Source organism: Salinispora pacifica CNR114 (genome assembly GCF_000514775.1).
GTDB classification, from domain to species: domain Bacteria; phylum Actinomycetota; class Actinomycetes; order Mycobacteriales; family Micromonosporaceae; genus Micromonospora; species Micromonospora pacifica.
In genome coordinates this window covers 134,135-157,508 of the sequence record NZ_AZWO01000012.1, presented here as the reverse complement: position 1 = coordinate 157,508, position 23,374 = coordinate 134,135, and the positions used below count along the sequence as shown (strand labels likewise).

29 protein-coding genes and 2 pseudogenes are annotated in these 23,374 nt (G+C 70.1%); 19 read left to right on the top strand and 12 right to left on the bottom strand.

Annotation, left to right across the window (positions count from 1 at the left end; genetic code table 11):
• Window positions 1-12: 12 nt before the first annotated feature.
• The gene (locus B118_RS0109310; RefSeq protein WP_018827228.1) at window positions 13-618 is read right to left on the bottom strand and encodes a DUF1003 domain-containing protein; all 606 of its coding nucleotides are present in this window, start codon (window positions 616-618) and stop codon (window positions 13-15) included.
• Window positions 611-1,897 (bottom strand): magnesium transporter MgtE N-terminal domain-containing protein, encoded by a 1,287-nt coding sequence (locus tag B118_RS0109305; protein ID WP_018221274.1) that lies wholly within the window; start codon window positions 1,895-1,897, stop codon window positions 611-613. Before B118_RS0109305 ends, B118_RS0109310 begins: the two co-directional genes overlap by 8 nt.
• A 33-nt stretch (window positions 1,898-1,930) precedes the next feature.
• On the opposite strand from B118_RS0109305, the gene B118_RS0109300 reads away from it, so the two are divergent.
• The 3 genes from B118_RS0109300 (at window position 1,931) to B118_RS0109285 (ending at window position 4,518) form a co-directional block, all read left to right on the top strand.
• Complete coding sequence (locus tag B118_RS0109300) at window positions 1,931-2,800, top strand: PhzF family phenazine biosynthesis protein (protein ID WP_028192682.1); 870 nt, start codon at window positions 1,931-1,933, stop codon at window positions 2,798-2,800.
• A gap of 118 nt (window positions 2,801-2,918) precedes the next feature.
• Window positions 2,919-3,428, top strand: a complete 510-nt coding sequence (locus tag B118_RS0109295) for a hypothetical protein (protein WP_028192681.1) — start codon at window positions 2,919-2,921, stop codon at window positions 3,426-3,428.
• Between the two features lie 178 nt (window positions 3,429-3,606).
• Window positions 3,607-4,518 carry a DMT family transporter gene (locus B118_RS0109285; protein WP_028192680.1) on the top strand — a complete coding sequence of 304 codons (912 nt, stop codon included), beginning with the start codon at window positions 3,607-3,609 and terminating at the stop codon, window positions 4,516-4,518.
• Here B118_RS0109285 and B118_RS0109280 read toward each other — a convergent pair.
• On the bottom strand, window positions 4,506-5,360 hold the full coding sequence (locus B118_RS0109280; protein ID WP_026185447.1) for an SDR family NAD(P)-dependent oxidoreductase: 855 nt from the start codon (window positions 5,358-5,360) through the stop codon (window positions 4,506-4,508). The two genes, B118_RS0109285 and B118_RS0109280, sit on opposite strands and share 13 nt — an antisense overlap.
• A gap of 151 nt (window positions 5,361-5,511) precedes the next feature.
• Here B118_RS0109280 and B118_RS0109275 point away from each other — a divergent pair, with 151 nt between their 5' ends.
• Window positions 5,512-6,468, top strand: coding sequence for an HpcH/HpaI aldolase/citrate lyase family protein (locus tag B118_RS0109275; RefSeq protein WP_018221269.1), 957 nt, complete (start codon window positions 5,512-5,514; stop codon window positions 6,466-6,468).
• An 86-nt stretch (window positions 6,469-6,554) separates the two neighbouring features.
• Here the strand turns inward: B118_RS0109275 and B118_RS0109270 are convergent, their stop codons facing one another.
• Window positions 6,555-7,154 carry a DUF4190 domain-containing protein gene (locus tag B118_RS0109270; RefSeq protein WP_018811458.1) on the bottom strand — a complete coding sequence of 200 codons (600 nt, stop codon included), beginning with the start codon at window positions 7,152-7,154 and terminating at the stop codon, window positions 6,555-6,557.
• A gap of 121 nt (window positions 7,155-7,275) precedes the next feature.
• On the opposite strand from B118_RS0109270, the gene B118_RS0109265 reads away from it, so the two are divergent.
• On the top strand, window positions 7,276-8,175 hold the full coding sequence (locus B118_RS0109265) for an SDR family NAD(P)-dependent oxidoreductase (RefSeq protein WP_018221267.1): 900 nt from the start codon (window positions 7,276-7,278) through the stop codon (window positions 8,173-8,175).
• Window positions 8,176-8,227: 52 nt separating this feature from the next.
• Here B118_RS0109265 and B118_RS30085 read toward each other — a convergent pair whose 3' ends face one another.
• On the bottom strand, window positions 8,228-8,728 hold the full coding sequence (locus B118_RS30085; protein WP_026185446.1) for a DUF4190 domain-containing protein: 501 nt from the start codon (window positions 8,726-8,728) through the stop codon (window positions 8,228-8,230).
• Between the two features lie 164 nt (window positions 8,729-8,892).
• Between B118_RS30085 and B118_RS0109255 the strand changes: the two genes are divergently transcribed.
• Window positions 8,893-10,089, top strand: coding sequence for an acyl-CoA dehydrogenase family protein (locus B118_RS0109255; protein WP_028184834.1), 1,197 nt, complete (start codon window positions 8,893-8,895; stop codon window positions 10,087-10,089).
• Window positions 10,090-10,098: 9 nt separating this feature from the next.
• On the opposite strand, the gene B118_RS0109250 is transcribed toward B118_RS0109255, so the two are convergent.
• From B118_RS0109250 to trxA, 3 genes are all read right to left on the bottom strand, one after another.
• Window positions 10,099-10,506, bottom strand: a complete 408-nt coding sequence (locus B118_RS0109250; RefSeq protein ID WP_018827237.1) for a CoA-binding protein — start codon at window positions 10,504-10,506, stop codon at window positions 10,099-10,101.
• A gap of 66 nt (window positions 10,507-10,572) precedes the next feature.
• Window positions 10,573-11,610: an Rv2578c family radical SAM protein gene (locus B118_RS0109245; protein ID WP_018221262.1), complete on the bottom strand. Its 1,038-nt coding sequence runs from the start codon at window positions 11,608-11,610 to the stop codon at window positions 10,573-10,575.
• 72 nt (window positions 11,611-11,682) lie between these two features.
• Window positions 11,683-12,045: a thioredoxin gene (trxA, locus tag B118_RS0109240; protein WP_018721305.1), complete on the bottom strand. Its 363-nt coding sequence runs from the start codon at window positions 12,043-12,045 to the stop codon at window positions 11,683-11,685.
• A gap of 558 nt (window positions 12,046-12,603) precedes the next feature.
• Between trxA and B118_RS0109235 the strand changes: the two genes are divergently transcribed.
• The 8 genes from B118_RS0109235 to B118_RS0109205 all read left to right on the top strand — a co-directional run bounded on the left by B118_RS0109235 (window position 12,604) and on the right by B118_RS0109205 (window position 17,414).
• On the top strand, window positions 12,604-13,119 hold the full coding sequence (locus tag B118_RS0109235) for a MaoC family dehydratase (RefSeq protein WP_018221260.1): 516 nt from the start codon (window positions 12,604-12,606) through the stop codon (window positions 13,117-13,119).
• A gap of 115 nt (window positions 13,120-13,234) precedes the next feature.
• A complete protein-coding gene (locus B118_RS0109230; RefSeq protein ID WP_043541129.1) occupies window positions 13,235-13,750 on the top strand; it encodes a hypothetical protein in 516 nt (171 codons plus the stop codon).
• Window positions 13,751-13,785: 35 nt separating this feature from the next.
• On the top strand, window positions 13,786-14,409 hold the full coding sequence (locus B118_RS0109225; protein WP_018221258.1) for a TrmH family RNA methyltransferase: 624 nt from the start codon (window positions 13,786-13,788) through the stop codon (window positions 14,407-14,409).
• Window positions 14,410-14,427: 18 nt separating this feature from the next.
• Entirely contained in the window at window positions 14,428-14,658 is a 231-nt protein-coding gene (locus B118_RS33615) for a hypothetical protein (protein WP_332308191.1), read from the top strand.
• 77 nt (window positions 14,659-14,735) lie between these two features.
• Window positions 14,736-14,894 (top strand): hypothetical protein, encoded by a 159-nt coding sequence (locus tag B118_RS32350; RefSeq protein ID WP_018218449.1) that lies wholly within the window; start codon window positions 14,736-14,738, stop codon window positions 14,892-14,894.
• A 6-nt stretch (window positions 14,895-14,900) separates the two neighbouring features.
• Complete coding sequence (locus B118_RS0109215; RefSeq protein WP_028192678.1) at window positions 14,901-15,776, top strand: PH domain-containing protein; 876 nt, start codon at window positions 14,901-14,903, stop codon at window positions 15,774-15,776.
• Window positions 15,777-15,858: 82 nt separating this feature from the next.
• The gene (locus tag B118_RS0109210; RefSeq protein ID WP_028192677.1) at window positions 15,859-16,473 is read left to right on the top strand and encodes a MarC family protein; all 615 of its coding nucleotides are present in this window, start codon (window positions 15,859-15,861) and stop codon (window positions 16,471-16,473) included.
• Between the two features lie 32 nt (window positions 16,474-16,505).
• On the top strand, window positions 16,506-17,414 hold the full coding sequence (locus B118_RS0109205; protein WP_018221255.1) for a RecB family exonuclease: 909 nt from the start codon (window positions 16,506-16,508) through the stop codon (window positions 17,412-17,414).
• 75 nt (window positions 17,415-17,489) lie between these two features.
• On the opposite strand, the gene B118_RS0109200 is transcribed toward B118_RS0109205, so the two are convergent.
• Complete coding sequence (locus tag B118_RS0109200; RefSeq protein ID WP_018221254.1) at window positions 17,490-17,918, bottom strand: Fur family transcriptional regulator; 429 nt, start codon at window positions 17,916-17,918, stop codon at window positions 17,490-17,492.
• 152 nt (window positions 17,919-18,070) lie between these two features.
• On the opposite strand from B118_RS0109200, the gene B118_RS0109195 reads away from it, so the two are divergent.
• Window positions 18,071-18,553 (top strand): DUF2231 domain-containing protein, encoded by a 483-nt coding sequence (locus tag B118_RS0109195; RefSeq protein WP_018811450.1) that lies wholly within the window; start codon window positions 18,071-18,073, stop codon window positions 18,551-18,553.
• Window positions 18,554-18,556: 3 nt separating this feature from the next.
• Here the strand turns inward: B118_RS0109195 and B118_RS0109190 are convergent, their stop codons facing one another.
• Window positions 18,557-18,934 carry a hypothetical protein gene (locus tag B118_RS0109190; protein WP_018811449.1) on the bottom strand — a complete coding sequence of 126 codons (378 nt, stop codon included), beginning with the start codon at window positions 18,932-18,934 and terminating at the stop codon, window positions 18,557-18,559.
• Between the two features lie 102 nt (window positions 18,935-19,036).
• Here B118_RS0109190 and B118_RS0109185 point away from each other — a divergent pair, with 102 nt between their 5' ends.
• From B118_RS0109185 to B118_RS32745, 3 genes and pseudogenes are all read left to right on the top strand, one after another.
• Complete coding sequence (locus tag B118_RS0109185) at window positions 19,037-19,219, top strand: hypothetical protein (protein WP_026270712.1); 183 nt, start codon at window positions 19,037-19,039, stop codon at window positions 19,217-19,219.
• Window positions 19,220-19,420: 201 nt separating this feature from the next.
• A pseudogene (locus B118_RS28120) lies at window positions 19,421-19,771 on the top strand (endonuclease/exonuclease/phosphatase family protein); the annotation flags it as partial.
• 98 nt (window positions 19,772-19,869) lie between these two features.
• Complete coding sequence (locus B118_RS32745; protein ID WP_043541128.1) at window positions 19,870-20,166, top strand: hypothetical protein; 297 nt, start codon at window positions 19,870-19,872, stop codon at window positions 20,164-20,166.
• A 14-nt stretch (window positions 20,167-20,180) separates the two neighbouring features.
• Here the strand turns inward: B118_RS32745 and B118_RS33435 are convergent.
• A pseudogene (locus B118_RS33435) lies at window positions 20,181-20,321 on the bottom strand (FmdB family zinc ribbon protein); the annotation flags it as partial.
• Between the two features lie 114 nt (window positions 20,322-20,435).
• Window positions 20,436-21,065, bottom strand: coding sequence for a 5-formyltetrahydrofolate cyclo-ligase (locus B118_RS0109170; protein ID WP_018811445.1), 630 nt, complete (start codon window positions 21,063-21,065; stop codon window positions 20,436-20,438).
• 124 nt (window positions 21,066-21,189) lie between these two features.
• Between B118_RS0109170 and B118_RS0109165 the strand changes: the two genes are divergently transcribed.
• Window positions 21,190-23,373: a GGDEF domain-containing protein gene (locus B118_RS0109165; protein WP_043541127.1), complete on the top strand. Its 2,184-nt coding sequence runs from the start codon at window positions 21,190-21,192 to the stop codon at window positions 23,371-23,373.
• The last annotated feature ends 1 nt before the right edge of the window (window position 23,374 follow it).

The window sequence follows — 23,374 nt, the reverse complement described above, 5'->3', positions numbered from 1 at the left end:
CAGCGACGACGGTCACCCGTTCCCGGCACCGGTGCGGCCGTCGCCGGCCGGATCGGTCTCCACCTCATCCCGGGGTTCGTCGAGCCCGTCCCCGTCAACCGGCTGCCCCGGGGCCCGGTGTTGCCGGCGCAACCGGCGTTGGGCGGCGTCGTCCAGCTCCTCGGCGAGCCGGGCCAGCTCGGAGCGGAGGAAGTCGCGGGTGGCGACCTCACCCATCGCGTTCCGGAGCGCGGCGATCTCCCGGGCCAGGTACTCGGTGTCGGCCTTCTGGGCGGTAGCCCGACGCCGGTCCTCCTCCAGCGCCAGCCGGTCCCGGTCCGCCTGGCGGTTCTGCGCGAGCAGGATCAACGGAGCCGCGTAGCTCGCCTGCAACGACAACATCAGGGTCAGGAACGTGAAGGTGTACGGGTCGAACCGAAGATGCGTGGGGGCGAGCGTGTTCCAGCTGAACCAGGCGGCGATCACCACCGTCATGTAGACGATGAAGTGGGCGGTGCCCATCCCCCGGGCGATCGCCTCCGACCATCGGCCGAAAGCCTCCGGGTCGAACCGGGGCAGCTGGACGCGCCGGACCTCGCGTGGCTGATCCAACCGCTCCGGCCGCCGCCGCTCAACCATCCGTACCGTCCGACGACTCGCCGGTGCCGACCGGGGTGGACGGCCGCGCGTCCCGGTCCCGCCAGTCCCGAGGCAGCAGATGGTCCAGCACGTCGTCCACGGTGACCGCGCCCACCAACCGGCTGCTGCGGTCGATTACCGGCATGGCGACCAGGTCGTAGGTGGCCATCCGGCGGGTGATCTCAGGTAGCGGGGTGACCGGCCGCAGCGGGTCGATGTCGTTGACCACCACTCCGCCCAACAAGTCAGCCGGCGGCTCCCGCAGCAGCCGTTGGAAGTGCACGATTCCGAGGTAGCGGCCGGTCGGTGTGGTCAGCGGCGCCCGGGTGACGAAGACCTGGGCGGCTACCGCGGGGGAGAGCTGGGGCTCGCGGATCCGGGCCAGCGCCTCGGCCACCGTGGCGTCCGGGGGCAGAATCACCGGTTCGGAGGTCATCACCGACCCGGCCGTGCCCGGCGTGTACTTGAGGAGCTGGCGTACGGGATCGGCCTCGTCCGGCTCCATCAGGTCGAGCAGGACATCCTGCTCCGGTGGCGGTAACGCGCCGAGCAGGTCGGCGGCGTCGTCCGGGTCCATCTGCTCCAGTACGTCCGCGGCCCGCTCTCGGTCCAGTGCGGCCAGGACCTCCACCTGGTCGTGCTCCGGCAACTCGCTGAGCACGTTGGCCAGCCGTTCGTCGTCGAAGGCGGCAGCGATCTCGTTGCGCCGTTCGTCGGGCAGGTCCTGCAGGGCGTTCGCCAGGTCCGCGGGGCGCATCTCCTCCAGGACCGCCAGCAGGTTGGCGGTGCCCCGGTTGTCGGCGATCCCGCTCAACCCGCGAACCCGGTCCCACTCGAGCTGGCGCAGGTTGCCGCGGCGGGTGAGCCGGCCGGTGTGCTCGCGGATCGCGACTCGCGTCAACGTCCACTCGTCGCGGGTCGCCTCCATGGCGACATCCACCACGACCCCGGCCACCCCGTCCGGGTGGATCTGCACCCGGCGGTCGAGCAGTTCCTGGAGAACGAGCAGCTCGTTCGGGCGCTTCTCGAACCGGCGTAGGTTGAGGGTGCCGGTGCCGAGAACCACGGCGTCCGGATCGATCGAGGTGATCCGGTTGATCGAGAGGAAGATCCGCCGCCGCATCGGCATCTCAGCGACTAGGCCGACCACCTCCGGCGGGTGCTTCGTGGCCCGTAGCCGAGCTACCGCGTCGCGGACCCGGCCCACCTGGTCGCCGTTGGGGTCGTAGACGGCGACTCCGGCGAGCCGGGCGATGTAGACCCGGGTCGGCGTACTCACGCAGACCAGCCTAGGTGCCTATTGTCTATCAGCATGTCGACCCTGGATTACGAGATCGTGGACGTCTTCACCGATCGCCCCTTCGCCGGTAACCCACTGGCGGTGGTGTTTGGCGCCCAGGGGTTGGCCACGGAGCAGATGCAGGCACTCGCACTGGAGTTCAACCTCTCCGAGACGGTGTTCGTGCTCCCACCAACCCGGGCAGACGCCACCTATCGGGCGCGGATCTTCACCCCGGCTGCCGAGTTGCCGTTCGCCGGTCATCCAAGTGTTGGCGCGGCGGTCACCGCCAGCCGGCGTGGTCTCTTCGCCACCGGCTCGGTCCGGCAGGAGTGCGGCGCCGGTGTGCTGCCGATCGAGGTGGATGCGACCGGCGCGACGCTGACCGGAGGCACGCCGACGCTCGGCCCCGAGCTGGATCCGGGACCGCTGCTGGAACTGGTTGGCCTCACCGCGGTTAACCAGGCCGGGCCGGCGCCCCGGGTGGCCGGCTGCGGTCTGGAGTTTCCGTTCCTTCCGGTGCGTCGGGACGCGGTGCCCCGCGCCCAGCTGAATTCGGGGGCCGCACAGCGGTACGGCGTGGAGCACGTCGCGGTCTTCTCCTGGGATGCCGAGTCGCGGACCGCGCACACCCGGGTCTTCGTCCCCGGGCTGGGGGGGCCGGAGGATCCAGCGACCGGGTCGGCCGCCCTGGGACTGGGGGTGTGGCTGGTGGCCAGTGGGCTGCTACCCGGTACTGGCCGGACCGGTTACGCCGTCCGCCAGGGCAGCGAGATCAACCGACCATCCGCGCTGACCTGCACGGTTACCGCGACGGATGGGGCCGCCCTCGGTGCCACCGTCAGCGGCCGGGTGGTACCGGTGGCCCGGGGTGAGATTGTGATCCCGCCGTTCGTCGGCTGAGCGGCGCGGGCGGCGCGGTCGCTGCGGGCGGTGCGGTCGCTGCCGCGACGGCGAACCGGGGCTGCGTCAACCCCCGACCACGGGTGCGGACCAGCGGTCGGTGCGGGAGGATGCGGGGGTGAGTGACGCGGTACGACGCAGCAACCTGCTGGTTGACGAGGCGCTGAAGAAGGCGGGCATCGCCTGGGTCGGCGTCGCCGACGCCCCGGCATCCGCGCTCTGGTGTGTGCCCCTGGCGGGCGCGCTCCTCGTGGTCAGCGGGCCGGGGGAGCAGTCCGCTCCCGGGCTCGCCGACGCGCGGCGGGCGGAGGTCACGCTGCGGGGCGATCACGGCGGCCGGATCGTCACCTGGCCGGCGGAGGTGACCCGGTTGCTGCCCGGTACCGAAGACTGGGAGACCAGCGCGCCGCTGGTTGCGGCGAAGCGGTTGAACGCACCAGGTTCGGCTGCCGACCTCGTGGCCCGCTGGGCGGCGGTCGGTTGCGCGCTCAACCGCCTCGTTCCCGCTGGCGATCCGCTGGCCGGCCCGGCACTCCCCACCGATTCACTGGCCCAGCCACCCCGCCCGGCAGCGGTGGTGCGGGCCACCCGCAAGCCGTTCCGGCTGCACCGCGTCCGCCGACGCTGACCTCCGCCGGCTGGTGCTGCCCAGCGGGGGCCGACCACGCCGGGCAGCGTGCCAAACAAGAGCACCGCCCGGAACCTGGGCATGGGGCCCTCGGCGCTGAAGGTCGGCGGTGCGTCGCGGACGATCGTGATCGAAGGCTGATCGAATCGGCTTCGGATACGTGGGACTATTACTCTTTGTGCCCGCCCTGCCGTACCGGCTGCCGTCGGAGCCGTTGACCGGCGGCGCGCTCGTCCTCGCCGTGCTCGCCGTGTCGTCCTCCGCGCCGCTGGTCGCCTTCGCCGCCGCACCGGCCCTGGCGGTCGCCTTCTGGCGCAACCTGCTCTCGACCGCCGTGCTCGGTCCGGCCACTCTGCTCCTGCGGCGGGCCGAGCTGCGGGCGTTGGCCGCTCCGGCCGGACGACGCGCCGGTCGATACTGCGTCTTCTCCGGGTTAGCGCTCGCCGCGCACTTCGCCACCTGGATGCCGAGCGTCAAACTCACCACGGTGGCGGCGGCCACCGCACTGGTCGCCACCCAACCCGTCTGGCAGGGGCTGATCGCGCAGGCCCAGGGGCGGCGACTGCCGAGGGCGGTGTGGGTCGGCGTCGGCGTGGCGGTCGCCGGCGCGGCACTGGCCACCGGAGCCGACTTCGCGCTCTCCGGGCCGGCCTTCCTCGGTGATCTGCTCGCGATCCTCGGCGGAATGTTCGCCGCGGTCTACACCGCCCTGGGGGAGCAGGTCCGTCGAACGGTCAGTACCACCACGTACACCACCGTCTGCTATGGCGTCTGCGCTCTGGTCCTACTCGTGGTCTGTTGGATCGGTGGGGTGCGGCTGTCCGGCTTCGACACCCGTACCTGGCTCGCGGTGCTGGCCCTGGTGGTCGGTGCCCAACTGCTTGGTCATTCGATGTTCACCTACGCGCTGCGCCGGGTCTCGGCCACCACGGTCAGTCTGCTGATTCTGTTGGAGGCTCCGGGTGCGGCGCTGCTCGGCTGGGTCTGGCTGGGCCAGCTGCCACCGCCGCTGGCGTTGCCGGGCCTGGCGTTGCTGCTGGTGGGCGTCGCGGTGGTGATCCACAGCAGCGCGCGGGGTCAGCGCGCCTGACCCTCCCCGGACCCCTGGCTCCCGTCGATGCCGACCGCCTTCGCGCTGGTTTCCCAGAGCTGGGCGGCCGATTCCGGATCAGTTGCCTTCTGGGCTGGTTGGCGGAGCCGTAGATCCTGGTAGTACCCGCCGCTGTGGAGCCGTTCCGGAGCCTGGTTGGCGAGCCAGACCAGGGTCTCGGCCCCCTTCTCCGCCCGGCGGGCCGGCATCAGGCGCATGGCGAAGGTGATCAACCGGCTGTCACCGCCGAACCGGGTCCGCACCACGCCTGGGTGGAAGCAGTACGTCGGCAGGTCCGGCCAGCGTCGGGCTGCCTCCGTGGTGAACAGGATATTCGCCTGTTTACTGGTGCCGTAGGCGCTCATCGCGCGGTACCGGCGCAGCGGCTGGTTGAGATCGTTCGGGTTGAGCGAACCGCTGCGGTGGGCGCCGGAGGCGGTCACCACGACCCGGCCGAGTCGATCCCGCAGGAGATTGGTCAACAGGAACGGTGCGAGATGGTTGGTCTGCATCGACAGCTCGTAGCCATCAACGGTGGTGGTCGGCGCGAGCACGATCCCCCCAGCGTTGTTGGCCAGCACGTCGATCCGGTCGTACGCGGCGCGCAGCTGCTCTGCCAGGGCACGGACGTTGTCGAGGACGGCGAAGTCCGCGCGGAACACCGCCGGCAGTTCGCCAGCCGCCTCCCGGACCTGCTCGGCGGCGGCGTGGAGGCGGGCCGAGTCGCGTCCGACGAGTACCACCCGGTCGCCGCGGCAGGCCAGGTCAACGGCGGCGGCGAGGCCGATGCCGGAGCTGGCTCCGGTCACCACCACCAGTCGACGCCCAGTGAGATCTTCCACAGGTTCGTTCACCCCAGTCACGGCACGAGGTTACCGTGACCTCCCCATTACTTTGGCTTCGTCAAGCCGCCTGTTTGGGTCGCCAAGTCCATATACGTCTGCATGGTTGAGGTGGCGCCGGCCTGTCGCCGGACGCTGGAAGGAGCGCTTTATGACCGCAGTCGGTCGCCCCCGTCGGTCCTGCCTCGCGGTACCGGGTTCCAGCCTCAAGATGTTGGGGAAGGCGCAGGGCCTCCCCGCCGACCAGGTCTTCCTTGATCTGGAGGACGCGGTCGCCCCGCTCGCGAAGCCGGACGCGCGGAAGAACATCGTCGCCGCCCTCAACGAGGGCGACTGGACCGGCAAGACCCGGGTGGTCCGGGTGAACGACCTGACCACCCCATGGACCTACCGGGACGTCATCGATGTGGTCGAGGGCGCCGGCGCCAACCTGGACTGCATCATGCTCCCGAAGGTGCAGGACGCCGGCCAGGTGCGGTGGCTGGACCTCACCCTCACCCAGGTGGAGAAGACCCTCGGCCTCCAGGTCGGGCGGATCGGGATCGAGACGCAGATCGAGAACGCGGCTGGCCTGGTGAACGTCGATGCGATCGCCGCGGCGTCGCCCCGGGTGGAGGCCATCATCTTCGGCCCTGCTGACTTCATGGCGTCGATCAATATGAAGTCGTTGGCGGTCGGGGCGCTGATTCCGGACTACCCGGGCGATCCCTACCACTACATTCTGATGCGCATCCTGATGGCTGCCCGGATGCATGACAAGCAGGCGATCGACGGCCCGTTCCTGCAGATCCGGGACGTTGATGGGTTCCGCGACGTGGCCAAGCGGTCGGCCGCGCTCGGCTTCGATGGGAAGTGGGTGCTGCACCCGGGCCAGTTGGAGGCCGCAAACGAGGTCTACTCCCCAGCCCAGGACGACTACGACCACGCCGAGCTGATCCTCGACGCCTACCAGCACTACACCTCCGAGGCTGGCGGCAAGCTCGGTGCGGTGATGCTCGGCGACGAGATGATTGACGAGGCGTCGCGCAAGATGGCGTTGGTAATCGCGGCGAAGGGCCGAGCGGCCGGGATGGTTCGTACCTCTTCCTTCACCCCGCCCGCGCAGTAGCCGGCCGGCGGTCGGGGCGGTCAGCCGATTCCGGCCCGCCGGGCCTGGCCCCGGTTTCCCGGGGCGGCCCGCTGCGGCCGGTTGGCTCAGACGGTGCTCGCGGATTCGGTGGCGATAATGACGAACGCCACCACGTAGAAGACGATCAGGAGCGCTACCAGGCCGGTCAGGATCCAGCCGACGATGATCGCGGCCTTCGCCATACCCTCGCCGCGCTCGCCGGTTTCCCGGATCTGCTTCTGCGCGATGTGGCCGAGGACTGCCCCGACCGGCGCGGTGATGCAGGACATCAGCCCGAACAGCGACAACACCAGGGCGACGATGGCCATACTGTTCGTCTGCGGCTGGGGGTAGCCGTAGCCCGGGTACGCGCCCGTCGGGTACGCCCCCGGTGGGTTGGCGCCCGGCGGGTACGCGCCCGCCGGGTACGTGCCCGGTGGGTTGGCGCCCGGCGGGTACGCCCCCGGTGGGTACGTGCCCGGTGGGTTGGCGCCCGCCGGGTAGCCGCCCGGGTACGGGTCGGTCGGGGGGTAGGGAACGCCCCCGGCTGGCTGCCCGAGCCCGGGTTGGTCGCCTACCGGGGCGGAAGGAGCGGACTGCTGCCCGGGCTGCTGACTGTCGTCCGGCAACCCGCCAAGTGGTCTGGTGGGGTCCTGCCAGTCGCCGGAGGAGGGGGGGTAGGTCATGGTCTGGTTCTGCTCTCCGTTTGGGTAATGGTGAGCCGCCAGCGTAGTCAGCCGAATGAAATTCGGGGCACTGCCACCGCGCCGCGTTGCTCGGGCCGGGGCAAACAGGCAGGATTCTGGCATGGCGATTGACGCGAGTGCCGGGAGCCGACCGAAACGAGACGCGAGTCGGCGCGGTGTGGCCCGCCGCAGCCGGGCGACGGGCGGCAGTCTGGCCGGGCCCGGCGGGCAGGACGAGCAGGTACCCCTGCCGGAGCTGGTCACCATGCGGCTAGACGGGCGGGTGGCGTTGGTGACCGGAGCCGGCAGCCCGGACGGTATCGGGTACGCGACCGCGCGTCGCCTCGCCGACCTGGGCGCGCGGGTCGCCATCGTCTCCACCACTCGCCGCATCCACGAGCGGGCCGGCGAACTGGGGGTCACCGGGTTCGTGGCTGACCTCACCGACGAGTCGGAGGTCGGTGCGTTGGCAGATGCGGTCACCGAGCAGCTCGGTGAGGTGGAGGTGTTGGTCAACAACGCCGGCTTGGCGAGTCGGGCGAGCCCGGAGGTGCTGCGGCCGGTCGCCCAGCTCAGCTACGAGGAGTGGCGCGGTGAGATCGATCGCAACCTGACCACGGCCTTCCTGTGCAGCCGGGCGTTCATCGGCGGGATGGCCGAGCGGGGTTGGGGCCGGATCGTGAGCCTGGCGGCGACCGCCGGCCCGGTCAATGCCTTGCCAACGGAGGCCGCCTACGCGGCGGCCAAGGCCGGAGTCGTCGGGCTGACCCGGGCGTTGGCGATGGAGATGATTGCGGACGGGGTGACCGTCAACGCGGTGGCCCCGGGGACCATCCACACCGCCGCATCAACGGTGGCCGAGCTCAAACAAGGTCTGGGGACGCCGGTGGGCCGGCCGGGCACGCCGGATGAGGTGGCGGCGTCCATCGCGTTTCTCTGCTCGCCGGCCGCCTCCTACATCACCGGTCAGATGCTGGTCGTGGACGGCGGCAACAGCGTGCGCGAGGCGCAGTTTCGCTGACCCGACGGCGCTCAACACCCGGTCACCACGCCACGGGCCAGGGCGCTTCGATTCAGTACGTGCCGCTGTCGTTGCCGCCGACGGCGGCCAGGACCGCCCAACCGCAGCAGGCCAACAGGCCGAGCGCGGTGAAGATGTAGCTGAGGATCAGGCCCGCGGTGGCGAGTTGGCCACCGGACTCGCCGCTGGTGCGCAGCTGTCGGCGGGCCAGGTGGCCGAGGACGATGCCAGCGGGTGCGAAGACGAAGGCGAAGACTAGGCAGAGCACGGCCAGGACGTTCGTCGCCGAGCTTCTGGGCGAATCATAGAGCTGGTGCTGCTGCCCCCACTGTGGCTGTTGCGCCCACGGTTGTTGCTGCTGTTCCCATTGTTGCTGTTGTTCCCACTGCTGCTGCCCCCACTGGGGCTGGCCGCCCTGCGCCGCACCGTGCTCCGGCGGCTGGTTCGGGTCTGTTCGGTGTGAAGGGGGCGGCTCCGGGCCGGCGGCGGGCTGTTCCCAGGGGGACGCGGGCCGGTCGGGATCCGGTGGATCGGGCGACGGTGGCTGGCTCACGGTTTTCTCCTCCTGCCGAGGTCCCTATGGCCGGACGCTACCCCGGCTGGTGAAACTTTTCACAGCGGTTGGGGGGACCGGTCACCTTGGCGGCACCGCCCGCGCCGCCGATACTGGCCGGGCATCTGGTTACCCCCGAGTAGCACAACGACCCGGAGGCGGATATGGCTCGNCNCGCCCAGACACCCGGCCTGACCGACGTGCAACAGTCGATTCTGGAAACCGTCCGGGAGTTCGCGAACAAGGAGATCATCCCGCACGCGCAGCGGTTGGAGCACGCCGACGAGTACCCGGCCGACATCCTGGACGGGATGCGTGAGATGGGGCTGTTCGGCCTGACCATCGGCGAGGAGTACGGCGGTCTGGGCGAGTCGCTGCTGACCTACGCGTTGGTGGTGGAGGAGCTGTCCCGGGGCTGGATGTCGATCTCTGGCATCGTTAACACCCACTTCATCGTGGCGTACCTGATCTCTCAGCACGGCTCGGTCGACCAGCGGGCTCGGTTGCTGCCGAAGATGGCCACCGGCGAGGTACGTGGGGCCTTCTCGATGTCCGAGCCGGAGTGCGGCTCCGATGTCTCGGCGATCACCTCGCGGGCGGTCCGGGACGGCGCGGACTACGTCCTCAACGGCCAGAAGATGTGGCTGACCAACGGGGCGTATGCGTCGGTGGTCGCCACCCTGGTCAAGACCGACACCGGCGCCGATTCGGTGTACGGGAACATGAGCACCTTCCTGCTGGAGAAGGAGCCGGGCTTTGGGGAGACCGCTCCGGGCCTCACCATCCCCGGCAAGATCGACAAGATGGGCTACAAGGGGGTCGAGACCACCGAGATGGTTCTCGACGGCGTGACTGTCCCCGAGTCCGCGGTGCTCGGCGGAGTGGAACAGGTCGGTCGCGGTTTCTACCAGATGATGGACGGGATCGAGGTGGGCCGGGTGAACGTGGCGGCCCGGGCCTGCGGCATCTCGATCCGCGCCTTCGAGCTGGCCGCCGCGTACGCGCAGCAGCGTCGCACCTTCGGCCAGCCGCTCGCCAAACACCAGGCCATCGCGTTCAAGCTGGCCGAGATGGGGACGAAGATCGAGGCCGCGCACGCGTTGATGGTCAACGCCGCCCGGCTCAAGGACGCCGGTCAGCGCAACGATGTCGAGGCCGGCATGGCCAAGCTACTCGCCTCCGAGTACTGCGCGGAGGTGGTCCAGGAGGCGTTCCGGATCCACGGTGGCTACGGCTACTCCAAGGAGTACGAGATCGAGCGTCTGATGCGGGAGGCCCCGTTCCTGCTCATCGGGGAGGGCACCTCGGAGATCCAGAAGACCATCATCTCTCGTGGTCTGCTCCGGGAGTACCGGCTCTGACGCGTCCGGTCAGCCCCGGCGGCTCAGGCCGGCGGCGGCGCGTTCGACGCCGAGGCAACGGTCCTCGACGTAGTCGATGCCAGCGTCGGCGGCGATCCGTCGGGCCGCTGGGGAGACGATGCCGAGTTGCAGCCAGACCGCCGGTGCGCCGATTGCGACGGCCGAGCGGACGACCTCCACCGCGTCGTCGGCCGGCCGGAATACGTTCACCAGGTCGACCGGGTGCGGGATGTCGGCGAGGGACGGGTGGGCGCGCTCGCCGAACAACTCGTCCACGGCCGGGTTGACCGGGATGATCCGCCAGCCGTGTTGTTGCAGCTGTAGCGGCACGGTGTGCGCGAATTTTCGCGGATCCCGGGACGCGCCGACAACAGCGATCACGGTGGCGTCGGCGAGGATCTGCTGGGGTCCGCGCATCCATCGACTCTAACGTCCCCGTCGGGATCTGGTGGGGCGGAGAGTCGGGGGATCCGGTGGGGGCGGCTAGAGCAGGCTGAGCTGCTCGGCGTGCGGCCGGTCGGGGGGCCGCGGGGCGTCCCGGGGAGCGCCGGGATGTAGGCCGTGCCGGCGGGCCGCGATCCGGACCCGGGCGGTCAGCTCCCGCTGGTACGACTGCGGGGAGTACGCGCCGGCCCCGTACAGCTCACGGTAGCGGGGGACCAGGTGCGGAAAGGCGCGACCGAGCCAGCGGGCATACCAGTCCCGGGCGCCGGCGCGCAGGTGTAGCGCGATCGGGGTCACGCCGGTGGCCCCGGCATCGACGATCGCCGCCACGGTCGCTTCGATGGACTCGTCGTCGTCACTGAGGCCGGGCAGGATCGGTGCCATCAGCACCTCGACGGCGAAGCCGGCTTCGGTGAGTTGGCGGACCACGTGTAGCCGGCGACCCGGGCTCGGCGTGCCCGGCTCGACCGCCCGCCAGAGCCGTTCGTCCACGAAGCCCAGCGAGCAGGCCAGGTTGACCCGGGTCACCTGGGCGGCCTGGCGGAGCAGGGGAAGGTCACGCAGGATGAGGGTGCCTTTGGTGAGGATCGAGAAGGGGTTGGCGAAATCCCGTAGCGCGCTGATGATCCCCGGTAGGAGTTGGTAGCGCCCCTCTGCTCGCTGGTAGCAGTCCACGTTGGTGCCCATCGCGATCTGCCCGCCCCGCCAGCTGGGTGCTGCCAGTTCTCGGCGGAGCAACTCGCCGGCATTGGTTTTGACGATCACTCTGCGGTCGAAGTCGGCACCGGCGTCGAGGCCGAGGTAGGTGTGCGTGTTGCGGGCGAAGCAGTACACGCACGCGTGGCTGCAACCCCGATACGGGTTGATGGTCCACTCGAAGGGGACCCGGGAGGTGCTGGGGACTCGGTTGATGATCGACTTTGCCTGGATTTCATAGAAGGTCATGCCGGCGAAGTCGGGCGTGGGAAAGCTGCGGACGGTGGCGCCGGTGAGCGCCAGCGGCAGGGGTGGCGCCGCTGGCGCTGACCCGTCGAGGCCGATCGTGCTCGGATCGGCGGCGAGGTTGTCCCAGCGCATGACTGGTATTCGAACACAGGTACGAACAGGTGGGCAAGCGTTGTGGGGTGTGCCGGCCCGGCCCGGGGTGGGTCAGTGGGGGTGCTCGGCGAGCTTCTTGCGGACGTCGTCCATGTCCAGCGCCTCGACCTGCTCGATCAGGTTCTCGAGGGCCGACTCGGGCAGCGCGCCGGGCTGGGCGAAGACGATGACCCCGTCGCGGATCGCCATGATCGTCGGGATGGAGCGGATGTCGAACTTTGCACCCAGCTCCTGCTGTGCCTCGGTGTCGACCTTGCCGAAGACGATGTCTGGGTGCTTCTCCGAGGAGCGCTCGTACACCGGGGCGAACCGCTTGCAGGGGCCACACCAGTCGGCCCAGAAGTCGACCAGCACGATTCCGTCGCCACCGGTCAACTCGTCGAAGTTCGCCGTGGTCAGCTCAACGGTTGCCATCTCAATCTCTCCGATCACGTGGAACAGCTACCTCTGGTCGAACCAGAGCACGCCGCGGGGAATTCCCGGGGCCCTGATGGCCGAAACGCCGCCGCCGTGGGTTGGTTACGGCGAGGGGTCACGCATCATCGATGTCTATCGGTGTCGAGTGGGTGCTGCAATACGCAAGTGCATGTCGCATTTGCGTTACCATCGGTAGTGGGAGCGCTCTCAGGGTGGGTGGGCGGCACTGTGGGTACGTGTCGGTAACTTTAGTCATGACAAGGGGCTATCGGATTCACCGTGATCACTTGCAGCAGGGCTGTGGATTACGCTGAGTGATGTAACAAAAAGGAAACTGTGATCCCCGTCTCTGTTGGAAAGTGGTTGCCGTGCGGCAGAATCTGTCGCATCAGAGCGTGGGCGGCGGGTGCCGGGGAGGGCCCCGCCGCTCATTGCGTCCGGCCTCGGTTGGCACTGGTGTGACTTTTCCCGGCCACCGTCGTCCCCTGGCCCACCTTTACGATCGGTAAGGCATGCTGTGCCGAACTCATCACCGCCCGTCGAAGGGGGACCAGGATGCAGTTCGGCCGCTACTACGAGGATTTCGAGGTTGACGCGGTCTACCGGCACTGGCCGGGCAAGACGGTCACCGAGTACGACGACCATCTCTTCTGCCTGCTCACGATGAACCACCACCCGCTCCATCTGGACGCGCACTACGCCGAGACCGCGAGCCAGTTCAAGCGCAACGTCGTGGTCGGCAACTACGTCTACTCCCTGCTGCTCGGCATGTCGGTGCCCGATGTCAGCGGCAAGGCGATCGCGAACCTGGAGATCGAATCCCTGCGCCATGTCGCCCCGACGTTCCACGGCGACACGATCTACGGCGAGACCACTGTCCTGGACAAGCGGGAGTCCTCCTCGAAGCCGGACCGCGGCGTGGTCGCCGTCGAGACCCGTGGCTACAACCAGGACGGCACGCTGGTGTGTGTGTTCCGGCGCAAGGTCATGGTGCCGAAGAGGGCGTACGCCGAGGCCGCGGCCGCCGACGGGGTGGATCTGGAGCGGCCGAGTTTCCCCACGCCGCGCTGACGGCGTTGCCGCGCCGGAGGCTCCGGAAGGCTTCCGGCGTGGTCCATCCTTCGCGCTATTACAGATTTATCCGGTACTCCTCGTTTTGTTGGTCTTTTATCGGTAATCGGGGCTTATGCTGGCGCCGGAGGTTCCGATGAGCCACTCCGTCGCCGGCGAGCCGCCCGTCACTGGCCGCCACGCCGTACCGCTGACCGCTGCTGCCTACTCCGCCGCGGAGTGGGACCTGCTCTCCAGCCTGCCCAGCTGGACCGTCGTCGTTACCGCCACCCAGGTACCCGTGCGGGGGGTCGCCGCTGGGCTGGCCGGCCTCGACGCCGTTGCCGCCGGTCGGTCCTTCGACAGCGATTTGGTCCGCGCGGTGGTGGCCACGATCTACGCCCGGCACGACGGTTCGGCGAGCGCGCCGAGGGGGCGGCTCGCCGACGACGCCGAACTGCTCGCGGTCGCCCGTGCGGTGGCCCGACTGCTCGAGCGGCGGGCCGATCCAGCGGACTCGGCCGCCTACCGGCAGTGGGTGCAGTCGGTCGCCGCCCGGGTCTGCCGGGCCGAGCCGAGCCGGGGCGGGCCGGTTGCCCGCAGCGACCGCCGGTTCCTCGATCGGCTCGGGAATGCCCTGGGGCTGGGCTGAGTGGCGCGTCCGACTGGCCGTACCCTCTAGGACCCGTGACCGGTGAGCAGTTTGAGGTCGGGGTGGGTCCGTGGCAGGGCACCCCGCCCGACGACCCGCACTATGACCCAGACCTGCTGGCGCACGGTGACCGACGCAATGTCGTTGACCGGTACCGCTACTGGCGACAGGAGGCGGTCGTCGCGGACCTGGACCAGCGGCGGCACGACTTCCACGTGGCGATCGAGAACTGGCAGCACGATCTGAACATCGGCACCGTGGTCCGCAACGCCAACGCGTTCCTCGCCGCCGAGGTCCATATTGTTGGCCGCCGCCGGTGGAATCGACGCGGCGCGATGGTGACCGACCGCTACCAACATGTGCGGCACCACGAGACGATCGAGGGCTTCGTCGGCTGGGCGGCGGGTGCCGGGCTTTCGGTGGTTGGCATCGACAACCTGCCGGGTTGTCAACCGCTGGAGACGGCCACGCTGCCCCGGCGATGCGTACTGCTCTTTGGTCAGGAGGGCCCGGGTCTGTCCGAACCTGCTCGGGCCGCCTGCGACCAGCTCTTCTCGATTGCCCAGTACGGCTCGACCCGTTCGATCAACGCCGGCGTGGCCAGTGGCATCGCGATGCACGCCTGGATCCGGTCCTACGGCGGGCCAGCTCCGGCCTGAGGCGGTGCCGCCCCTCCACTGTGTCGTGTGAGATCACCGACGGATCGAAGCGCGTCGGCCGGTGAGGCTCGGGGATTGTGGCTGCATGCGATAGCCTGGCCGGCGAGTGCGGGGCGTTGCTCGTGGGTCGTCAAGCGCGACCTCTCGAGGTTGACGCGCCTTGGGCTCAGGCACGGTGCACCCCCTCCGGATCTTGCGATGGGCTTGACAAGTCCCTCGGAATGTCGGAGAACGGACACAGTCAAATAACTGTACGGCATCACGCTGATACTCTGAGTGTCGCTGCGGTAATCGGACCCGGCGCCCGCGCGAGAGGATGGCCCGTCATGGTCAAGAAGGTCCTCACCTGGGCCGGTATCGCATTTTTGATCTTTTTCGTGGCCTACCGGCCGAACTCCGCGGCGGACGTCTTCAAGTCGCTTGGCGGCGGTCTCGTGGACATCGCCCAGGGGTTTGGCGAGTTCGTCACCAACATCGTCGCCTAGTCGACGATGGGTAGCCCCTCCGATCCCCCCTTCGACCCCGACGACCCCGACCGGGAGCGCCGGGAGCGCGACACGGAATCGATTCCCCGGATCGAACCAGAGGACGGATCCGGCTATGGATCCGGTCCACCCCCGTTCCAGGGCCCCGGGCCGTTCGACGAGGCGAGGTTGGGCGAGGGGCCCGGGTTCGCCGACGACAGCAGGTCGGGGCGGAGCTGGATTTCCGACCCCGAGGGCGACTACCAGCCGCCGCAGATCTCCGAGGACGAGATCGCCGGCCTGCGGGCGGACGCGGCCGGCATGGCGCCGCGCCGGGTCCTGCCGTTGGAGGATGAGCCCAGTTCCCTCGTCGCCCGTTACCTCTTCCCCACCGAGCGGTACCGGGGTGAGTGGAAGCGGCACTGGGTTCACCTCGTCACCCCGCTGCTCATCGGCGTGGTGGCCACCTTCGTGCTGGGGTACCTCTCCGGCTTCCTCGCCGGCCGAGATGTCGGTGGGCTGACCACCGTCGCCGTGCTGGCCTGGTTTGCCGTGATGGGTTGGGTGGCGTGGCGGGTCGCTGACTGGTGGTACGACCGGTTCATCCTGACCAACAAGCGGGTGATGGTGGTCAACGGCATCATTACCCGCCAGGTGGCGATGATGCCGTTGGTTCGGGTAACCGACATGAAATACGAGCAGACTCCAGCCGGGCGAGCGCTCAACTACGGCACGTTCGTCCTCGAGTCCGCCGGTCAGGAACAGGCGCTGCGCGAGATCAAGAATCTGCCCAACCCGAACGAGCTTTACCTGCGTGTCGTCGAGGAGATGTACGAGCCGCAGGCGGTCGAGGCGCGGCTGGGCAAGGAAGCCGACGAGGCAAAGGCCGACGACGGCGCCTGAGACAACGCCGGAGCCGGCGTGACCAGCGTCCCTTCTGGGGGAGGCGACGTGACGTCCGCGCCGGCGCCGCTAGGTTGATCCGGTGGATATCAAGCTCTTCGGCGAGGTCTTCGTAACCCTGCTCGTGATCGTCGACCCGCCGGGCATGATGCCCATCTTTCTGGCGCTGACCGGACCGCTGTCCGCCCGGGACCGGCATCGGGCGGCCTGGCAGGCGGTGGCGCTGGCGCTCGGGGTGATCGCGATCTTCGCGGTGGCGGGCTCGACCCTGCTCGACTACCTGCACGTGGACCTGCCCGCACTGCAGGCCGCCGGTGGCCTGCTGCTCGTACTGGTCGCCCTGGAACTGCTGACCGGTAAAGCGGACGACCCCAGCCAGCAGGTCACCTCGAACATCGCGCTGGTGCCGCTGGGCACCCCGCTGCTCGCCGGTCCCGGTGCGATCGTGGCCACGATGCTCTTCATGCAGCAGGCCGATGGCGCGAAGGACATCACCGCGNTCGCCGGCGCGATCGTCGCCGTGTTGCTCGCCGTCTGGGTGGTCCTTCGCTTCTCCGGCGGAATCGTCAAGATCCTGCGTCCGGGTGGAATCGAGGTGCTGACCCGGATCGCCGGACTGCTACTGGCGGCGATCGCGGTGCAGTTGATCGCCGACGCGGTGGCCGCCTTCGTCACCCAGTACACGACCGCGGGCTGACTTCTGTCGGGGGCGGATGGCAGGATCGCGGTGTGCGACGAGCTGGCCGACCTTCCACCACCCCGCCGCGACCCCGCGCCGCCGAGCCCGAACAGCTCGGCTTCGAGGGCATGCCGGAGCGGCTCTTCGTCTGCACCCCCAGCAAACTCGGCGCCTACGCGGACTGCCCACGGCGCTACCGCTACACCTACTTGGACCGTCCCGCCCCGCAGAAGGGGCCGCCCTGGGCACACAACTCACTCGGGGCCAGCCTGCACACCGCGTTGAAGAACTGGTATGCGCTCCCCGTTGACCGGCGACGGTCGGCGGCGCTGGCGACGCTGCTCAAGGGCACCTGGGTGCGCGACGGCTACCGGGATCACGAGCAGGAGCGAGCCGCGTTCCGAAAGGCGCTGGGCTGGCTTGAGGCATACGTGGCGACGCTTGACCCGGAGACCGAACCGCTGGGGGTGGAGCGGGTGGTCGCGGTGAAAACCGGGGTACTGGCGTTCAACGGCCGCGCCGACCGGATCGACTCCCGGGTCGGGCCGGCGGGGGCGGAGCTCGCCATCGTGGACTACAAGACCGGCCGAGCTGGGCTGGACACCGACGATGCCCGCGGCTCGCAGGCGCTGGCGCTCTACGCGTACGCCGCGGAGCGGGTCTTCCGCAAACCGTGTCGCCGGGTGGAGCTACACCACCTGCCGACCGGGACCATCGCCGCGCACGAGCACAGCCCGGAGTCACTCGCGCGGCAGGTGTCCCGGGCTGAGGAGACCGCCCGGGACATCATTGCGGGTGAGCGCTCGGTCGCCGCTGGCGGTGACCCGGAGCAAGCCTTCCCCACCGCTCCGGGGCCGCGCTGCGGCTGGTGTGACTTCCGGCGGCACTGTCCGGCCGGTGCGCAGACGCCGGGGAAGGATCCGTGGGCCGCCGTGGAGCGGGTGACCGACAACGGGTGACGGTCGACGCCCCAACCGCCCACGGGAGGGCGGCGCGTTGTCGTCCCCGGCGCAACGGCGGAGCCGGGTCGGTGGTCAATCGTCGGCGCGGCGGCGGGCCTGGCAGCGGGGGCAGAGACCCCAGAAGGTCACGTCGGCCTCGTCCACCTCGAAACCGTGGGCGATGTTCGGGTCGAGGCAGGGAGCGTCGCCGACGGCGCAGTCCACGTCGGCGATGTCGCCGCAGCCCCGACAGACAACGTGGTGGTGATTGTCGCCAACGCGGGCCTCGTAGCGGGCGGGGCTGCCGGCCGGCTCGATCCGGCGGGACAGCCCGGCCCGGGACAGTGCGCCGAGCACGTCGTAGACCGCCTGGGTGGAGACCGAGTTGAGGCGCTCTCGGACCCGCCGGGCGATCTCGTCCACCTCCAGGTGGCCCCCGGCGGCGAGCACGTCGAGGACAGCGAGGCGGGGACGGGTTACCCGCAGACCCTTCGACCGGAGTAGCTCCTCACTACTGGACATGCGCCAATGACAGCACGCGACGACCGAGAGCGACAACCGAGCGGCGAACCGAACGGATCACGACTGCGTGTAACTCGGGCGCGGGTCGTAGGTGGGTGGGTCAGGTGACCGTAGGCTGGCCGTCCCGTGCCGGCACTCACCCGGAGGTGTCCATGTTCAAGGAGTTCATGGGGCTGCCCGCCCACGTGCTTGTGGTGCACGCTGTGGTCGTCTTCGTGCCACTGCTCGCGCTGGTGGCGATCGCCTATGTCGCGTTGCCGCGCTTCCGGCCCCGGATCGACTGGGCACTCGTCCTGCTGGCGGTGACGGCGCCGGCCACCGCCTGGGTCGCGGTGCAGTCCGGCGAGGAGCTGAACGACCTCTTCACCGCCCGCGGGATACAGGGGCCGATCGTCGACCAGATCGCTGAGCACTCTCGGTACGGCGCCCTGACTTTCCGATATGTACTGGCGTTGGCTGTCGCCGTGATCGTGCTGCTCGTGGTGACCAGCGGTCACCCCCGTGCGCCGAAAACGCCGCCCTGGGTGATTCGCGTGCTGTCAGTGGTGGTGGTCGCGCTCGCCGTGGTCAGTCTCATCTACGTCTCGCTCACCGGACATACCGGCGCCGAGGCGGTCTGGGGGAACACCCTCTGACCCTCAGCGCACCAGCCGGACGCAGAACGCACAGCTGAGCGCCAACAGGATCACGACGACGACCGCGCCGACGGTCCAGGTCAGGTGCTGCGCTCGCTGCTCGGCCCGGTCCAGCGCCGTCAGGTCCTGTCCGGGGAGCTGTCGTGGTGGTGGCGGCTGGACGTGGAGCGGCGGATGCCAGTCGGCCGGCGGCGGGATGGTCGGCGGCGGGCCGGTGTATCCGCCGGGCGGAGCCGTCGGCGGCGGGTCGGGCTCGCCGGACGGAGCACCGGCCGGGTCGGGCTCGCCGGGCGGAGCACCGGCTGGGTCAGGCTCCGCACGCGGAGCACCGACGCCGGGGGATCGCCAGTAGTCGTCCGCGGAGCTGCCGGGAGTCGTCACGTCCGCTGACGCTACCAACGGCCGCTCCGCGCCACCGTCCGGTCGTCGACGCGCATCGTGACCTCGTTCTCCCCTCGGCCGGCTGGGCTAGGGTTGGTGCTCGTGAACCACCAGGAGCCGGGGAGATCCGGGGTGCGTGCCGAGGACCGGCCGAGCGAGCGGCGCGATGACGGCTACTCGATGCTGCCGGAGCGGGCCGGTGACGACACCGACCAGGGGTGGGGGGAAGCCACCGGCGGTAACGACGCCTGGCTGCTCGAGCAACGCCCGCCGCACTGGGACTGAGTACGCGGGCCTGGCCGGCTCTGTCGTCGCCGCACCCTGCCCAAACCGTCGCGTGGCGAAGCCGGGGTTGATCGCTACCCCGGCTTGTTGGCGCATGCGAATGTTTTCCCACTGTCGGTTCTGGCGGGAGAACGGGTTGCTCGTCAGGAGACTGATCTCCGCCATCTTGGTCCCACTTGCGCTGATACTCGGTTCGGGTACGCGCTTGGGGTGACCGTCATTCTCGCTGGCGATCTCAACAATCAGCCCGACTACGCGCGGTTGGACAAGTGGTACTCGTCCAGTCTGAACACTCCGTACAACTCCGCGAACTATGGCAGTTATCGGGAGCTGGACGACACGGATACCCGTTGTGCCGGGTACGGCGAGGTCACCGTCGACAACGGTGGCCCGTGTGGGCTGGGTCGCAAAATTGACCTCATCTTCGTACGAGAGAATCGCCTTGCCGGGTCGTACCCCGGTGACTCGCTCTCCATCTCCACCGTGTGTGACGGCTACTGTTCCGACCATCGGATCGTGATCGGCGCCGCCACGGTCGACGTGAACCTCTGACCCGGTCGGTCCGCTTCCTGCCATCGGGCTGAACCCCGAGCGACTACGGACGACCCCGGCGTGTTGACGGTTCCGCTGAAGGACCGTTTCCCGACCGGGTGCTGCCCGTGATCGACGTGCCGGAAGCCGCGGGGTGGGGCGGGGCCACCCCGCCCCACGCTCAGCTGGTGCCGCTGGCGGCGGGGGTCTTCTTGCCGCCGGAGTTGGCAGCGGTGCCCGTGCTCTTCGAGGAGGTTGCGCCGCCCGCCGCGGAGCCGTTCGAGGCCGATCCGCTCGAGGCCGAGTCCTTCGAGGTCGAGTCGCTCGACGAGCCGGACTCGTTGCTCGCGGCGGCGGGCTTGCTGGCCGCGCCACCCGAGCCCGAGCCGGAGTCGGTGCGGGAGTCGGTGCGGTAGAAGCCCGACCCCTTGAACACGATGCCGACCGAGTTGAACAGTTTCCGCAACCGCCCCGCACAGGTCGGGCACTCGGTCAGCGGCTCGTCGGTGAAGGACTGCACCGCCTCGAGCTGGTGGCCGCACGCGGTGCAGGCGTACTGGTACGTGGGCACGTTCTCCTCCGGAACTGGCACTGTCGGTTGGCACTCAAGATATTCGAGTGCCAATGGTGCGTCATCGCCCCGGATTCGTCCAGCGGACGTGTGGGGCGCGACACCACCGCGGGTTCAGCGCGGTAGGGCATCGTCCAGCGTACGCAGGCCGTCAGCCGGGGTGACCACAGCGTGGACCGGACGGTCATGCGGCTCCACCGGTAGCGTGTGCACCAGCTCACCATCGTGCAGCGGCACCACGGTCAGGATGGTCGTCGGGACCCGGGCGAGCGCCCGGTCGTACGAGCCGCCACCCCGCCCCAGGCGCACCCCCCGCCGGTCCACCGCCAGCGCCGGCAGCACCACCAGGTCGGCCGTCGTGACCGCGGCCCGCCCCAGTGAGGGCGCGGTCGGCTCCCGCATCCCCCGCCCGGCGGCTGCCAGGTCGTCGGGTCCGGTCCATGGCGCCCAGTCCAGGTCGAGGTCGGCCCGGAGCACCGGCAGCAGCAGTTCGGCTCCCTCCGGCAGCGCGGCGTGCAGCACCGCCGGTAGATCCGGGCCTCCGGGTTCGGTGGCGACCGGCACGTACGCGGTCACCCGGCGCGGGCGCAGTCGGCGCACCAGGGCGACCAGGCCGGCCTGGACCTGCCGGGCGGCGGCGGCGCGCTCGGCGTCGCCGAGCCGCCGACGGTGGGCGAGCAGTCTGGTTCGCGCCGCAAACTTCGCATCGCGGGTCAGTTCCGCCCGATCAGAAAAATCTGGCACGCAACACTCCTGACGCAGGGCTCACCCGGGAGTGACTCTGTGTCAGCATCGCAGGCATCGGCCGGCGAAGTCCCGGGGGGACCGAGTGACACTACGGGCACGCTTAACCGCAGTCCTCCTCACGGTGGTGCTCGGCCCGGTGCTGGTCGGGGCGTACTTCGTGGGGTCGGCGGTGAACAGCATCGATCGAAGTCGGTCCGCCGACCGGCTCGCGGTTGCCACGACCGCCGTCCGAACCGCGGTCAACGTGCTCTGCCAGCAGCTGCGGGCCGCCGCGGAGGTGGTGGCCCTCGCCGCCGACCGGGCGGTCGCCGTGGGGCAGGTGGTCGATCGGGGTCTCGCCGCCGCCGTGCGGGTCACCGATGGTGAGGGGCAGGTGCTCCATGCCACCGCGCCGCTGCCCGCCGCGCCCTGGTGGGACTGCGCGGCTCGTACCCCGGCCGACGCTCCGCCCGGTGCCCTGGCCGTTCGGGTGGAACTACGGGGCGCCACCGGGGTCGCGCAGGGCGCGGTCACCGCGGTGCAGCCGGTCAACCCTGCATTCGTGGCGCGGCTGGCGGTGCTCACCGGGGCAGCGGTCACCCTGCTCGACGGCGCGGACCACCCGGCCGGCCGGTTCCAGCGCACCACCGAGTCGGCGGGAGTGCGCGAGGCGGTGCTCGGGGCTACCGGTGAATTGGACGGGGAGCAGGTGGTGGGCACCAACGACGGTCGGTACATGCGGCGGGTCGGTCCGTCCGACGGGCAGCCACTGTCGTTGGTGCTCTCCGTTCCGAGCGACCAGCCCTCCAGTCTGTACGTCGCTCTGGCCGCCGCCGTGCTGTTGACCGTGCTGTTGGTGGTCGTTGTCGCCGGGCGGCTGGCCCGGGCCGCCAGCCGACCCCTGGTCGAACTGGCGGGGGCGGTGGACCGGGTGGCCCGGGGTGATCTGACCGCGCGGGTGCCGGTGCGCGGTCGGGACGAGATCGGGCGGCTGGCCGCGGCGTTCAACCGGATGACCCGGGAGACCGGCACCTACGTCGCCGCGCTGACCAGCAGCCGGGACCAGCTGCGGGGACACCTGGAGGTACTGGGGGACACCCTGGCCAGTACCCATGATCTGCAGCGGATCCTGCGGGTCATTCTGCACAGCGCGATCGCGGCGACCGGCGCCCGAGCGGGGGCGGTACTCCTCGTCGATTCGGCGGGGCTGCTGGTCGCGCAGGCGACCGAAGGGCTCGAGGCGCCGGCCGGTGGGCCGGGGCCGATCCGGGTGCCGCTGGGCGACCTGGTGGGCGCGGTTACGGTCAGCGGAGAGGCACGCCGCGGCCGGGTGGAGCCATCCGTGGCGCCGCCGGGGGAGCCCCCTTGTCGGACGTACATCGCGGTGCCCTTCGCGGCTCCGCGGGCTGATGGTGCTCCGCGGGATGGCGGCCCATCCCCCCGCGCGGGTGGCCCGCCGGACGGTGCGGCGCCGGCGACGTTCGGCGTGCTCGCCCTCTACGACCGGCTCGGCGGGGAGGAGTTCGACGACGACGACCTGGTCACGCTGCGCACCTTCGCCGGGCACGCCGCGGTGGCGGTGGACAACGTCCGGGTGCACGAGGAGACCCGGCGGCTGTCGCTGACCGATCCGCTCACCGGTCTCTGGAACTACCGCTACCTGCGCCAGTCGCTTCGCCGTGAGGTGGAACGGGCCACCCGGTTCGGCCGAATGCTCAGCGTCCTCGCCCTCGATCTGGACCGCTTCAAACACGTCAACGACACCCACGGACACGCCGCCGGGGACCGGGTGCTGGTTGAGTTCGCCCGGCGGATCCGCGGCGAGATCCGCGAGGTCGACCTTGCCTTCCGACTGGGAGGAGAGGAGTTCGTGGTGCTGCTACCGGAGACCGACGTCACGGGTGCGACCATCGTCGCGGAACGGCTCGGTGCGGCGGTACGGGACACCCCGATCACCGTCGACGGGTTGGCTGCCCCGACCCTGGTGCCGGTGACCGTCTCTATTGGTGTCGCTGTCCACCCCCACCACGGCGGCACCGGCCAGGAGGTGCTCAATGCCGCTGATGAAGCCCTGTACGTGGCGAAAGCCAGCGGTCGCGACACCTGCCGGGTCGCCGGGGCGGCGAAGGCGCCCGCGCCCGGGCTACCGGCGCCGGCCGGCACGGCCGAGGGGACGCCCCGAGCCGGGACGCGGCGCGAGCCGCCGGCGCAGCCCCGTGTCGGTGGGAACGGGTCGGAGACCGAGGCAGCGCCGGGGTCGGGGACGGTTCCGCCCCGTGGCGCGACTTCCGGTCCTCACCCGCCACGGCAGAGCCGCGGCCGATAGT

Excerpts from the sequence above, each read along its gene's own strand:
- B118_RS0109195 (WP_018811450.1), top strand. The coding sequence starts at position 18,071 with ATGTTCAAGGAGTTCATGGGGCTGCCCGCCCACGTGCTTGTGGTGCAC.
- B118_RS0109270 (WP_018811458.1), bottom strand. The coding sequence starts at position 7,154 with ATGACCTACCCCCCCTCCTCCGGCGACTGGCAGGACCCCACCAGACCA.
- B118_RS32350 (WP_018218449.1), top strand. The coding sequence starts at position 14,736 with ATGGTCAAGAAGGTCCTCACCTGGGCCGGTATCGCATTTTTGATCTTT.
- B118_RS0109310 (WP_018827228.1), bottom strand. The coding sequence starts at position 618 with ATGGTTGAGCGGCGGCGGCCGGAGCGGTTGGATCAGCCACGCGAGGTC.
- B118_RS0109275 (WP_018221269.1), top strand. The coding sequence starts at position 5,512 with ATGACCGCAGTCGGTCGCCCCCGTCGGTCCTGCCTCGCGGTACCGGGT.
- B118_RS0109215 (WP_028192678.1), top strand. The coding sequence starts at position 14,901 with ATGGGTAGCCCCTCCGATCCCCCCTTCGACCCCGACGACCCCGACCGG.
- B118_RS0109245 (WP_018221262.1), bottom strand. The coding sequence starts at position 11,610 with ATGCGCTGGGACAACCTCGCCGCCGATCCGAGCACGATCGGCCTCGAC.
- B118_RS0109300 (WP_028192682.1), top strand. The coding sequence starts at position 1,931 with ATGTCGACCCTGGATTACGAGATCGTGGACGTCTTCACCGATCGCCCC.
- B118_RS0109200 (WP_018221254.1), bottom strand. The coding sequence starts at position 17,918 with ATGTCCAGTAGTGAGGAGCTACTCCGGTCGAAGGGTCTGCGGGTAACC.
- trxA (WP_018721305.1), bottom strand. The coding sequence starts at position 12,045 with ATGGCAACCGTTGAGCTGACCACGGCGAACTTCGACGAGTTGACCGGT.
- B118_RS0109235 (WP_018221260.1), top strand. The coding sequence starts at position 12,604 with ATGCAGTTCGGCCGCTACTACGAGGATTTCGAGGTTGACGCGGTCTAC.
- B118_RS0109265 (WP_018221267.1), top strand. The coding sequence starts at position 7,276 with ATGGCGATTGACGCGAGTGCCGGGAGCCGACCGAAACGAGACGCGAGT.
- B118_RS0109230 (WP_043541129.1), top strand. The coding sequence starts at position 13,235 with ATGCTGGCGCCGGAGGTTCCGATGAGCCACTCCGTCGCCGGCGAGCCG.
- B118_RS0109250 (WP_018827237.1), bottom strand. The coding sequence starts at position 10,506 with ATGCGCGGACCCCAGCAGATCCTCGCCGACGCCACCGTGATCGCTGTT.